The organism is Vibrio sp. RM-69-4 (assembly GCF_024743775.1).
GTDB lineage: Bacteria > Pseudomonadota > Gammaproteobacteria > Enterobacterales > Vibrionaceae > Vibrio > Vibrio anguillarum.
On sequence record NZ_JAMQXI010000017.1, the window covers coordinates 57,529 to 70,521 of the forward strand.

The 12,993-nt window shown below is 45.4% G+C and carries 10 protein-coding genes; 4 read left to right on the top strand and 6 right to left on the bottom strand.

Annotated features, from left to right (window positions below):
• Positions 1–5: 5 nt before the first annotated feature.
• Both NB504_RS01440 and NB504_RS01445 read right to left on the bottom strand, forming a co-directional pair.
• Complete coding sequence (locus NB504_RS01440) at positions 6–2,312, bottom strand: YgiQ family radical SAM protein (protein ID WP_258428115.1); 2,307 nt, start codon at positions 2,310–2,312, stop codon at positions 6–8.
• Positions 2,313–2,525: 213 nt separating this feature from the next.
• Positions 2,526–4,160, bottom strand: a complete 1,635-nt coding sequence (locus tag NB504_RS01445) for a trypsin-like serine protease (protein ID WP_254918097.1) — start codon at positions 4,158–4,160, stop codon at positions 2,526–2,528.
• A gap of 380 nt (positions 4,161–4,540) precedes the next feature.
• On the opposite strand from NB504_RS01445, the gene NB504_RS01450 reads away from it, so the two are divergent.
• From NB504_RS01450 to NB504_RS01460, 3 genes are all read left to right on the top strand, one after another.
• Positions 4,541–7,015, top strand: coding sequence for an EAL domain-containing protein (locus NB504_RS01450; RefSeq protein WP_258428116.1), 2,475 nt, complete (start codon positions 4,541–4,543; stop codon positions 7,013–7,015).
• 70 nt (positions 7,016–7,085) lie between these two features.
• Positions 7,086–7,766, top strand: a complete 681-nt coding sequence (locus tag NB504_RS01455) for a hypothetical protein (RefSeq protein WP_258428117.1) — start codon at positions 7,086–7,088, stop codon at positions 7,764–7,766.
• A gap of 69 nt (positions 7,767–7,835) precedes the next feature.
• Positions 7,836–8,036, top strand: coding sequence for a DUF4250 domain-containing protein (locus NB504_RS01460; protein WP_010316942.1), 201 nt, complete (start codon positions 7,836–7,838; stop codon positions 8,034–8,036).
• Between the two features lie 73 nt (positions 8,037–8,109).
• Here NB504_RS01460 and metR read toward each other — a convergent pair whose 3' ends face one another.
• Positions 8,110–9,021, bottom strand: coding sequence for an HTH-type transcriptional regulator MetR (gene metR, locus NB504_RS01465; protein WP_258428187.1), 912 nt, complete (start codon positions 9,019–9,021; stop codon positions 8,110–8,112).
• Positions 9,022–9,332: 311 nt separating this feature from the next.
• Between metR and metE the strand changes: the two genes are divergently transcribed.
• Positions 9,333–11,627: a 5-methyltetrahydropteroyltriglutamate--homocysteine S-methyltransferase gene (gene metE / locus NB504_RS01470; RefSeq protein WP_258428118.1), complete on the top strand. Its 2,295-nt coding sequence runs from the start codon at positions 9,333–9,335 to the stop codon at positions 11,625–11,627.
• 83 nt (positions 11,628–11,710) lie between these two features.
• Here metE and NB504_RS01475 read toward each other — a convergent pair whose 3' ends face one another.
• From NB504_RS01475 to yciA, 3 genes are all read right to left on the bottom strand, one after another.
• Positions 11,711–12,100, bottom strand: a complete 390-nt coding sequence (locus NB504_RS01475; RefSeq protein WP_017047758.1) for a GspS/AspS pilotin family protein — start codon at positions 12,098–12,100, stop codon at positions 11,711–11,713.
• Position 12,101: 1 nt separating this feature from the next.
• Positions 12,102–12,398 (bottom strand): YciI family protein, encoded by a 297-nt coding sequence (locus tag NB504_RS01480; protein WP_258428119.1) that lies wholly within the window; start codon positions 12,396–12,398, stop codon positions 12,102–12,104.
• A gap of 90 nt (positions 12,399–12,488) precedes the next feature.
• Entirely contained in the window at positions 12,489–12,890 is a 402-nt protein-coding gene (yciA, locus tag NB504_RS01485; protein ID WP_013857152.1) for an acyl-CoA thioester hydrolase YciA, read from the bottom strand.
• Between the last annotated feature and the right edge of the window lie 103 nt (positions 12,891–12,993).

Below are 12,993 nucleotides of genomic sequence, written 5' to 3' on the forward strand. Positions count from 1 at the left end.
TGGAATTATCTCTGTTCTACGCGTGGCGCTCTTGGTTTAGAGGTTTGAGCAAACGGTTTGCCTTTACTTGTCGGGCGAGAGTGTGCAGGTTTAGATGGGCCGCCTTGGTTTTTCTTACCGTTGTCTGTCGCGCTGCTAGCGCGTGGTTTGTTTGGCGATTTGCTTGGTGAAGTAGCGTTCTCTTTACGCGGGTTAAGAGCATCAAAACCCGGCTGAGTTTTGGTGTGTTTGGTCGCAAAACGGTTCGCTCCGTGGCGGCCAGATTTACGACGCTGCGCAGGCGTGAGTGCATCGACATCATTCGCAGGCACTAAGCAGTTAGGTTTATCACCAATCAAATGCTTTTTACCCATGTTGATCAAGGCTTCACGGATAATCGGCCAGTTTAATGGGTCATGGTAGCGTAACAGCGCTTTGTGCAGCCTGCGTTGACGCTCTCCCTTTGCGACAGTCACTTCTTCACGTTTTTTGTATTTCACACGTTTGAGCGGGTTAGTCTCTGAGTAATACATCGCGGTTGCATTACACATTGGCGATGGATAGAAGTTCTGCACCTGATCACACTCAAAATTGTTTGATTTTAGCCACAGTGCCAAATTGAGCATATCTTCATCTTCTGTACCGGGATGCGCGGAAATAAAGTACGGGATGAGGTACTGTTTCTTACCTGCTTCAGCGCTGTACTTCTCAAACATCTCTTTGAAGCGATTATAGGTGCCCATACCCGGTTTCATCATCAGATCGAGCGGATTCTTCTCGGTATGTTCTGGGGCGATCTTGAGATAGCCTCCTACGTGATGCGTGACCAATTCACGTACATATTCAGGAGATTCAATCGCCAAGTCATAACGCACACCAGAGGCGATCATCACTTTTTTAATGCCTTTGACTTTGCGCGCTTCACGATAGAGATCAATCGTATGTTTGTGGTCGGTATTGAGCTTATGGCAAATTCCGGGGAAAACACACGATGGGCGGCGGCAGTTCATCTCAGCTTTAGGATCACTACAACCTAAACGGTACATGTTCGCCGTTGGCCCACCCAAATCCGAAATGGTTCCAGTAAAGCCGGGAACTTTATCGCGGATCTCTTCCATCTCATTCAAAATCGACTCTTTTGAACGGTTTTGGATAATGCGCCCTTCATGTTCGGTAATCGAGCAGAATGAACAACCACCAAAGCAGCCGCGCATGATATTAACCGAGGTTTTGATCATGTCATAAGCAGGAATTTTACTTTTACCATACATAGGGTGAGGCACGCGTGCGTAGCTCAGGCCAAACACGTAATCCATCTCTTCTGTGGTGAGTGGGATCGGGGCTTGGTTGACCCACAGTTCACGGTCGCCATGGCGCTGAATCAGCGCCCGGCCAGAGTAGGGGTTGGTTTCTAAATGCAGTACACGGCTTGCATGCGCGTATAAAATCCGGTCATTATTGAGCTTTTCAAAAGCAGGCAAACGAACCGCTGTTGTGGCGGCATCATGGCGAGAAGGACGAATGGTGATTGGCTTTGCTTCGGCTTCTTTTTCTTGATTGGTTTCACACTGCGTTTCCACCGCGTAAGGGTTCACGGGAACAAACGCTTTACCCGGTTTCTCAATACGTGATGAGTCAATGATGGTGTAATGTTCAGGCTCAGCGGCCAGGTTCACGGCTGTGCCGCGAATATTGGTCATATCAGCGATATTATCGCCATTGGCTAAGCGGTGCGCTACTTCAACCAATGCGCGCTCTGCGTTACCAAACAGCAGTATGTCGGCTTTGGCATCAAACAGCACAGAACGGCGCACTTTGTCTGACCAATAATCATAATGGGCAACGCGGCGTAAACTGGCTTCGATACCACCGAGCACCAGTGGCACATCTTTATAGGCCTCACGACAACGCTGCGAATAGACAAGCGTGGCGCGATCTGGACGTTTGCCACCTTCATTATTGGGTGTGTACGCATCATCATGACGTAATTTTTTGTCAGAGGTGTAGCGGTTGATCATCGAATCCATGTTGCCGGCCGTGATGCCAAAAAACAGATTAGGTTTTCCCAGCGCCATGAAGGCATCTTTATTTTGCCATTGCGGCTGGGCAATGATCCCAACGCGAAAGCCTTGCGCTTCAAGTAAACGGCCAATGATCGCCATACCAAAACTGGGGTGATCCACATAAGCGTCACCCGTGACAATCACGATGTCACAGCTGTCCCATCCTAGGGCATCCATCTCCTTTTTACTGGTTGGCAGGAAAGGTGCGGTTCCAAAGCACTCTGCCCAGTATTTTTTATATTGATGAATAGGAGTGACGTTGCTGTGCATATTTTGACCTCTGATTAATGAGCCGCGCATTATAACGACTTGCACTGGTAGTATCTAGCGGAACATTGGCTTTGCGTTCTATTTATAAAGAAAATTATTAATAAAGTGAGCGGTAAGTGTGTCGGAGAGATACTAAGTGATATGTGATAAAAAGGATGCACCAATAGTAAAAAGGTCAACCAGTAATAAAACGGGTTGACCTTTAGACAAGAGTTAGTGGCTCAAGTAACGACGTCGAATCAATAAGGCGGCCAGCATTGACAATAAAGTCATTCCACCAGTACTACCGCCGCCTGAACCTCCTGAAAGTGGGGGTAAGGTAAAGGAGTAAGGCTTTTCATATTTCAAATTTTTGATGTAAGCCGCATCACTGCCGGTTGGTGTGCTTGATGTCTTTACGTATTCAAAGCGGATATCGTTGACTTCTTCATTCAAATATAACGTTCTGCTGCCACTACGTTCACCATCTTCGATTATGTAAGTGCTACCGTTCACTTTCACAATTAAGGAATCATAAATAAAAGTAGAGGAGACTTGGAAATCAAAACTTACTTTTCCTTTAGGGACGTTTTCAAGAAACAAAACCGATCTCGCTTTATCGTTCATAATGGCAGAACGTAGCCAACCATCTTCTTCTAGCCAAGGGTTTACATTCACACTAAGACTGCTATTGGGTACGGTAATTAACCCCTCTAGTGATTTTGCAGCAGGTTGTAGAACCGTATTGAGCTTTAGTGACGAGGTGACGGTTCCTAAGTTTAGTGGGCTGTTAGTGTCAATCTCTAAGCGCACATCAGCAGGTATCATTGAATCAATGGTATAAGAAACATCAACATAACATTGGCTACTCGGAGCCAAGCCTTGTGAACAGTTTTCGGCTGTGATATTTGCAGAAGCTGGAGATAGTGTGACGTTGTTTGCGGTAATAATCTCATCAGAGCCGTTTACAAAATTAAAGCGATGGGTATGAAGCCCATACTTAATCTCGTTTTTGTGTTGAGATTGTCGGAAAGAAACCTTTGATGTTCTTTGAGTCAGCCAATCATTAAAATGGTCGACTTTGGCATAAACGCCAGCCGCGTCTTGTAAGCCGCAACCACGCCCCCAACTAACGACACCATATTGAATAAAATTACCGCCGTCATTGATAAAAACGGGGCCACCGCTATCACCTTGGCAGGTATCTTGCGGGTAACTGCTCGCACAAAAAGCATCATTTTGTATATCTAAATAGCCGCCACCCAAAGTTCTGCACTGTGCAGTACCAATTAACGATATTTCGGCTTTACGCAAGATTTGAGAAGGATTGCTCGATTTATTCAACAGTTGGCTGTAACTCGTTGCCCCAAAGCCAATTATCTCTAAAGCCGTGCCAGCGGCTAGCGTATCAAGTGCACCAGTATTAGGGCGAGTGACTGCTTGTATTGGTAATGAGTTTTCTAATTCAAGGATCGCGATGTCGTTGGATCTTTCGTTATAGTCAGCATGAGTTTCATCATCATAAGCTTCATGATAATAGATTTGTTTGACTTTCACCCGACGACCGGCATTAGTACGTAAGTCATACGCTCCAACCGTCACTTCAATATCCTCAGCATTGAGCGGGTTTTTTCCTGCTACGCAGTGAGCGGCGGTAAGTACATACTTATCACCCAAGTAGCTGCCACCACAAAAAGAGCTTTTAAGAGTTGAATAGTGTAAGGCAACCATAAAGGGAAAGTTACCCGCGTCAGCAGGGGTTCCATTGATGATTCTAGTTGATATTCCGGATTCCGTTCCAGAAGCACTGAACTGAAAAGATGTAAACAGAAGCGCTCCTAGCGCGACTGAAAAAAGGGGTTTGTTCATGAGTACCTCGGATTAGTTTTTCCAGCACCTCTTGGGTGTGGGAACGGTACCATATAGAGGCTAATGAATCTCGTCAATCAGTAATAATTATCATATCGACAAGATATATTAATCAAATAAGGCAAGTTAATGTATTTCAGTAGCTTATAAAACGAACGTATTGGTCATTTTATGTTCGTTATTTTCTTTCGATTACGATAGTTCTAGGCTACTCCTTTTGAGGTGTATTGATGTTCGGCGTTTTTTATATGGCTTGTCTGGCCTAAAATAATAAATAAGCAACTGCATTTACATCATTAGTGCTAACTCACGGCTTGTGATTAAGTTTTGCTCTATGCTGTGCCATTAATGGTCAATTATTTGAATGAGTTGGAGTCTATATGACACAGGTGAAGTCTCAAGAGCTACGAGAAAAGGCAGTGCTTCGAGAACCGCCAGTGGCTCGATATGATGCGATTGATTGGTCGTTTAACCTAACGACTTCCGAATTTATTTGTGATCTGAAAGCGGCGAATGCGTTACTTCATTCCCGTGTTTCGATAGCCAATATTCAAGAATTATTGCGTTATATGACGCCGAGCAAAGCTGCAGAGATGAAGCGCTGCTTCAAGTATGTGATTGAAAGTGGCAAAAGCCATGCCTTAAATTGCAACCTTGTTATTTCGGATCAGGCGTTAACTTATGTGGAGATTTTTATCGAGCGTACCTCTCTCACGCAGTTGCAAGGTACGATTCGACCGCTGCTCAAACTGGAATCATTGCAAGAGGTGGCCAAGCTTTTTGAAGGAGTGTTTGATAATACACATCATGGTTTGATCCTAACCGACGATCAAACGCGGGTTTTGGCTTGTAACCACTATTTTGAGCAGCATTCAGGTTTCAAACAAAATGAGCTACTTGGATTAAAAGCCAACCTATTTAATGCAGGCAAGCATTCCAAAGAGTTTTACCAATCGATGTGGCATGACATCAACACCAAAGATCATTGGAGCGGTGTCATTCTCAATCGTCGGGCATCTGGGCTGGTTGCACCACAAGAATTAACGATTCAAAAAATCGTACTGCAAGATGGCCGAGTTTTCTTTGTAGGGATGACGCTCGATTTAGCCGATAATCTTCATCGCGTAGCCGATACGGCGCTCGGGGATATCGATCTTTTGACGCAACTACCCACCGAACAAAAGTTTAAAGCCTTGCTCGAAACATATTGCATGGAGTACCCCAAAGGCCAAACACAAATTGTTTTGGCTTTTCAACCTGCGTTTGAATCAGGGCTACATCATACAGAAACTTTGATGCTTTCTAGCTTTTTGGCGCGCAGTAAAGAAGTAAAGCTGGTGGGCTATGTGGGAAAAGATATTTATTTGGTCAGTTTGAGCTGTTCAGAGTGCAAAAAAACTACCGACTTTCGCCTCATCCAGCATGCGATCCGTCGCTTTATGAAAGAGTTAAAGAACGAATCGAGCTCGCACGCCGCGATTATTAATGGCCGAATTGGTGTGTCTGTTTTAGGGTTCGATGCAAAAACGCCAGCTCGAATGGTGACGCATGCGATGCAAGCAATGCTTGAACAACATGCAGGGGAAGCGCGTAACATCAGTTTCTATCACAGTGAAATACATCAACAAGTGAAACGTAGAAAAAACTTGGAAGACAGAGTCGCTAAAGCGATTGCGCAGAAGGACTTGGAGATACACTACCAACCGATTGTCGATACTAAAACATGGAACATTGCGAAATTCGAAGCGTTATGCCGTTTTAAGCCTGTGCCCGATTTAGCTTTTACCACGCAAGAAATGATTGGTATCGCGGAAGATCTGGATTTGATTGCCGAGCTTGATCGTTGTGTCAGTATCTTGTCTTTGCAAGATTTACCCAAGATAAAAACCTTGTTTGGCCAAGGTGTTGGGGTAACAATCAACCGCTCTTTCAATACCAAAATGGATGCGACGCAGATTTTAACCAATACCATGGAGATCATTGATCGCTACACGGATACGCCTCAATCAGTCACCATTGAGCTAACTGAAAGCGCCTATTTTGATAGCCAATCTCATCAGGTAGATGCCCTCAATGCTCTTCGATCGCGCGGCGTAACGGTTGCGATTGATGATTTTGGTACGGGTTATTCCTCTTTTACCTACCTCAGTGATTGCAATTTTGATTATTTAAAAATAGATCGCGAGTTTGTCACGGACATTCAGGTCAACAGCAATAAGTACAGCATTGTTAAAATGATCACTGAGCTATCGCACACACTCGGCGTGAAAGTGGTTGCCGAGGGAGTAGAAACAGAGCATGAGGTTTGGGTGCTTAAATCATTGGGCATTGACTACATACAAGGCTATATTTTTTCAAAACCACTACCGCTTAAGGAACTGGTTCGGGCCAAGGAGTATCGTAACCGTTTTGTGTATTCAGGCGCTAAAGTGGAACAAGAGCGAAAGCCCAACTGTTTGCTCAATCTGTTCAAAGAGGGGAAACCACATTTGGATCCCAGTGAGCCAATCTCTCTTGCTTATCAGTATATTAAAGCGACTAAAGTTGATGTGCTGCCAGTCGTCAATCAAGGAGAGTGTGTCGGCATCGTCGATGTGGCCTCACTCAATTTATATCTGACGCCGAACATGGGGACCGATCTTGAAACCACGCGTGAAGCGGCTGTATGGCGTAAGCCCGTGAATCAGATCATGAAATTTCATTTCACTCAGCTTGACGCGTACACCGAGCTGAATCAAGTGGTGAATTTGATCGAAAAAGGACATGCGTTTCCATGGGTACTGGTCGATAACACTCGTTACAAAGGCTTATTGACTCAAGCGGACGTGCTGAGGTATTTGGCCGAAAGTCAGTAACCTTCTCTGGGCATCCGCGCTTACTCTTTGCTATTATCGCGCCCAGATGTTTCCAGATGATGTTTAGATTATGATTCAAACCTTACTTTCTGTTTTTTCACCCATGCTGCTCGGTGCGCAAATCTTACTGACGTTAGTGCTGGTCAAAGGGGATATTTGTCCTGGACAACGTGGCCGTATTCATCGCGTCTTGCCAGCCATTGGTGTGCTTTGGTTGGCAGTGGCTTCACTAAAAATTGAAGCCTTTTTGGTCGTCTTTTCCATCTTCTATTTCTATTCACAAGTTCAAACCAAGAAAACTCGAGATGAAGGCCCGTTATGGGCACTGTATTTGGCGAATGGCCTTGCCTTGGCTTATGTCGCGATTCAGATATCAGAGCAGGGTCATTGGTCAGCTTCTATCGCCATGTTGCTGTTGGTTGGTTTGTTGGGCGCGAGTTTCTCGCACCTTCTACTAACGATAGCGCGCTCGCGTTTACAAGCTTTCCATCGAGTTCTACCCGTTGTGGGCATTCTCTGCTCGATGGGGATCGCTTTATGCGTTGTGCCGCACGCGTACGGGTTAGATGACGAAACGTTGGCTCAAGCAACATTGCCGTTACTAACGACATTCGGTTTCATGATTGCAGGTATTATCGTGTGGTGCTGGCATATCTTGTTTGCCAAAAGCGCTGAGAAAATTCAATTAACGGCAGCCTTGTTATTGATGCTGGCAACCAGTATTTGTTTTCAAGGTTTGTTTAATCTCTAGACCTGGGTCACTCTTTAGTGCGAATTTTACCGCTAGTCTTTAGTGGTCTCTTTGCTATAGGAGTGAGCCATGGATTTGAGTAACGTCAGCCGTTTTGATAGCAATATATTACTTGGCATCGTCAATGAGAAGCTACGCTTAGAGTGTGACAGCTTCGAAGAACTTGCCAGTATGTATGAAATGGATAGAGAAAATGTAGTCGGTAAGCTGGATGTTTTAGGTTACCAATACGACCCACTGACCAACCAATTTAAAGCGAACCAACGCTAGTGCTAAGCAGCGTGCAGTGACAGTTAACCAACCGCACTGTCATTCAAATAGCCATGTCGATACGACGAATAGTTTAAGCCATCTTGATCCCGTCAAGGTGGCTTTTGCATTGTTGGCGCGCGGTGGCAAAAAAAGCTTGTAAATAGTGGCGATCTTTTTCGCTGTGGCGTGTTGCGGCAAATAGTCGACGCCATAAACCTTTCCCTAGTGGCTTGCTGGTAATAAGCCCCTGCCTAGAGAACTCGCTGATGGCCCAATTTGGCAATGTTGCCACACCTAATCCAGCAGAGACCATTTGTACTAGCATCAAAGTGTTGTCGGCTTGTTTCCACTTCGCGGGTTCAACACTAGCAGGTTGTAGAAAGTGTTTCACCACATCCAAACGCTGCTTTTGTACGGGGTAAGTGAGCATCGTTTGTGAGGCGAGATCCTCTGGTTCAATCACCGATTTTCCCGCAAGCGGGTGAGTTGTAGAGGTGATAAGGCGCATTTCAAAATCAAAGAGTGGTTCGTAGTGTACCTCTGAGCGAGGCAAAATATCGGAAGTGATGACCAAATCAAGTTCGCCGGCCAGCAATGCGGGTAAAGGTTCAAAGCCAAAGCCGGACGAAAAATCTAACGTCACACTTGGCCAAGCAAGCTGATATTCGCGCAGCGCTGGCATCAACCATTGAAAGCAAGAGTGACATTCAATCGCCATGTGTAAGCGCCCATTGACGTCTTCTTTCAAACTGGCTAAATCATTTTCAGCTCTGGCCAGCTTTGGCAGGATCTCGTCAGCCAGTTTCAGTAGGATCTCTCCTTCTGAGGTAAATTTCACTGGGCGAGTTTTACGTAGAAACAGTGGCCCGCCAATGCGTGTCTCGAGATCTTTAATCTGATGTGAAAGGGCCGATTGCGTCAAATGGAGCGCGGTAGCTGTTGAGGTGAGTGAGCCGCTGTCCCTTAAAGAAACTAAAGTCTTCAGATGCTTAAGTTCAATCATTGCCATTATTTTCCTTCATTCCTTTGAGAGAATGGTAGTTGATACCAATATCGTGGGTCGCATCAACACGGTGACCATTCTGCTGTTCTGAGCTAAGTTACGCTTTTAATATGGAGCTGTAAACATCTAGACGTCTATTTATCTTGATGTCAATTAAAGCTCTCTGCAATCAACATGAATTTTTTTAATAAACAAGTTGAATAATTGCACCTTGTCTGTGGGTCAGTTTAGATGGATAGTCTAGCCATCCAGACATCTTTATCTTATGCGATAAAGAATCAGACACGATCAACAGCAAAAGGACTAGGGACATGACAACGACGACTCACATCTTAGGTTATCCACGCATTGGAGAAAAACGCGAACTGAAATTTGCGTTAGAAAAATATTGGCGTGGCGAAAGCGATCAAGCGCAGTTATTGCAAGTGGGGCATGACATTCGTCAGAAAAACTGGGCTGAGCAGCAACAAGCGGGTCTGAGTTTTTCAACCGTAGGCGATTTCGCTTGGTATGATCACGTACTCACAACCACATTGCTCCTTGGACACGTTCCTAAACGTCATAAAAACGGCTTTCCTGATTTAGATACACTCTTTCGCGTTGGACGTGGTCAATCACAAGCGGGTTGCGGCTGTAGCGGAAGTGCAGCTTCTGATATGACTAAATGGTTTAATACCAATTATCACTACCTTGTGCCGGAGTTCAGCCAAGACGATACGTTCGAAGTCAGCTGGCCTCAACTGTTTGAGGAAGTCAATGAAGCATCGAAAGCAGGCCACCAAGTTAAGCCTGTACTGCTTGGCCCGCTGAGCTACCTCTACTTGGGTAAAGAGGTCGAAGAGGGATTTGATCGCCTGACCTTACTGCCTCGTTTATTGACCGCTTATCAAGCAATTTTAGCTAAGCTTGCTAAACAAGGAGTGGAATGGGTACAAATCGATGAGCCTATTTTAGCGTTAGAGCTAGAATCAAAGTGGCAAGATGCATTTAAGTTGGCTTATCAAGTGATCGCTGGTGATGTAAAACTGTTACTGACTACTTATTTTGATTCGGTGCTTGATACGCTCGATAAAATCATTGAGCTACCAGTAAATGGATTGCACATCGATCTCTCCGCTTCTGCCGATCAATTGAACGCGGTACTAGAGAAATTGCCAAAAAATTGGGTACTTTCGGCAGGTGTGGTCAATGGACGCAATGTGTGGCGCGCCGATCTTGCGACGTTATTGGCTCGTTTACAGCCAGTGAAGCAGCAACTGGGGGATCGTCTGTGGATTGCGAGCTCGTGTTCACTCTTGCATAGCCCGGTCGATTTAGATCTTGAGCAGCAGCTCAGTGATGAAGTACAAAGCTGGTTTGCATTTGCCAAACAAAAAGTGACAGAAGTTGCTTTACTTGGTAAAGCACTGGACGGTGATGACGCGGCGATTCTGGCCTGTGAAACTTATAGCCAACCGATACTTGCACGTAAAACGGCAACTCACGTTAATAAACCGCATGTACAGGCGAGAGTCAACAGCATAACGGCGGCACTCTCTGAGCGCAGTGCACCTTATTCAGAGCGCGCTCATCACCAAGCTGAAGTGTTAGGGTTGCCATTTTTGCCAACGACAACCATAGGCTCATTCCCTCAAACGAGTGAGATCCGTCATCAGCGCAGTGCTTACCGCCAAGGTAAACTGGCACACGCTGATTATATCAATGCATCGAAAGGGCACATTGCCGATGCAGTAAAACGTCAAGAGGCACTTGATCTCGATGTGTTAGTGCACGGTGAAGCTGAGCGTAACGACATGGTGGAGTACTTTGCTGAAAACTTAGCCGGTTTCCAGACTACGCAATTTGGCTGGGTGCAAAGTTACGGCTCACGCTGCGTAAAACCGGCTATCGTGGTGGCCGATATTGAACGTGAAAAACCGATAACGGTGGAGTGGTCTACTTATGCTCAATCATTGACTGCGAAGCAAATGAAAGGAATGTTGACTGGGCCTGTAACGATTTTATGCTGGACGTTTCCTCGTGAAGATGTTTCTCGTCAAACCATCACTCAGCAGTTGGCTTTTGCTTTGCGTGATGAAGTGGCAGACCTGCAGCAAGCGGGCATTAACATCATCCAAATTGATGAACCTGCGATTCGTGAAGGGTTGCCATTGAAGAAGCGTGATCATCAAACATATCTGGCGTGGGCGGTTGAGGCATTTAAAATTGCGGCGGCGAGTGCGAAACCCGAAACGCAGATCCACACTCACATGTGTTACAGCGAATTTAATGAAATCATTGACTCAGTAGCGGCACTGGATGCCGATGTGATTACGATTGAAACTTCTCGCTCGAATATGGAACTGCTCAAAGCGTTTGAAGAGTTTAACTACCCGAATGAAATTGGCCCAGGTGTGTACGATATACACTCGCCAAACATTCCCTCTCAAGAGTGGATTGAAGGTTTGTTGCGTAAAGCGGCGGAAAAAATTCCAGCAGAGAGATTATGGGTTAACCCTGATTGCGGCTTAAAAACGCGCAATTGGAATGAAGTGGAGGCAGCACTGACCAACTTAGTGTCAGCAGCTAAAGCGCTGCGCAAAGAGCTTAAACCCCAGCAAAGTTAAGCCACATTAATCTTGACAGAGGCCTCAAATGAAGCCTCTGTTTTTTACGAATAAAGTGGTGGTCATCACTAATAAGGGGAGGACTATTGTGCCGAACAAGTTGCTTTACTAATGAATTGGTCCACAACAAGTTGGCCCCGCGTATTGCGCATTTTAATTCGATAAGTCAAGCCGAGGTCGAGGTTAGCGCGTGTGGTTGAATCCGAGCAGTAGGTATTGATGCTGGTTTTCAACACTTGATCAATCGGCTTTGCTCCTTTTTGACCCTCATTGTAAATCATCATAATTTCCACCGTACTGCCTTTAGCACTGGCACGCATCACGGACAAAGGCCCAAATTCTAAGGGTAACTCAGCGCTAATCACATTCGCGCGATTACTGGCTACGGCTTCCAAATATTTTTGCTGATCACCATTCGAGCTACAACCCACCAGTACCAGCGTTGTAAACAGAGCACAGAGAATGACTTTCATCTTAAAACACTTTCTTGAAGGGTTTAACGATAACATGTTGATACACATCGGCAGCAACATAAGGATCGGCATCCGCCCATGCTTGAGCTTGTCTTAAAGAATCAAACTCAGCGATGACTGTTGACCCCGTAAACCCAGCTTCTGCTGGATTCTCCGAATCAATTGCTGGCATTGGCCCTGCGGTTAATAGACGACCTTCATCTTGCAAGGTTTGTAAGCGCTCTAAATGTTGTGGCCGGACACTCATGCGTTTTTCCAACGAGTTTTCTACGTCTTGAGAGAAAATAACGTACCACATATTGATATCCTTATTGTTTGATAATGAAGTCGAGGCCTTACTGTACTGAAACTGGCGCGTATTGAAAGCAACCAAACTGAATTTCTGTGATCAGTTGCTAGGCTTAATCGGTCGAGGGCGGCCATCGGTATCAATGGCGACATAATTGAAGGTTGCTTCACATACTTGGAAACGATCTCCCACGCTGTCGTATTTGATGGGTTTTACCCATACTTCAAGATTGACTGACATTGAAGTGCGGCCAATTTTGGTGCATTCACCATAACAACACACCACATCACCTACCTTGACGGGTTTTTTAAACGTAATGCTAGAAACAGACACAGTGACAACGCGGCCAAATGAGATCTCTTTGGCTAAAATTGCGCCAGCCAAGTCGAGTTGAGACATGATCCAACCGCCGAAAATGTCACCGTTGGCGTTAGTATCTGCTGGCATGGCTAAGGTGCGTAGCAATAATTGGCCTCTTGGGGCACTATTTTCCTGATTCATTTTTCGACATCCACAACAACAAAACAGCGACCAAAGTGGTCGCTGAAAAATAGGGACGGATTATACCAAAGACAGCCTGTTTTGCACTCAAAGAGTCCTCTGA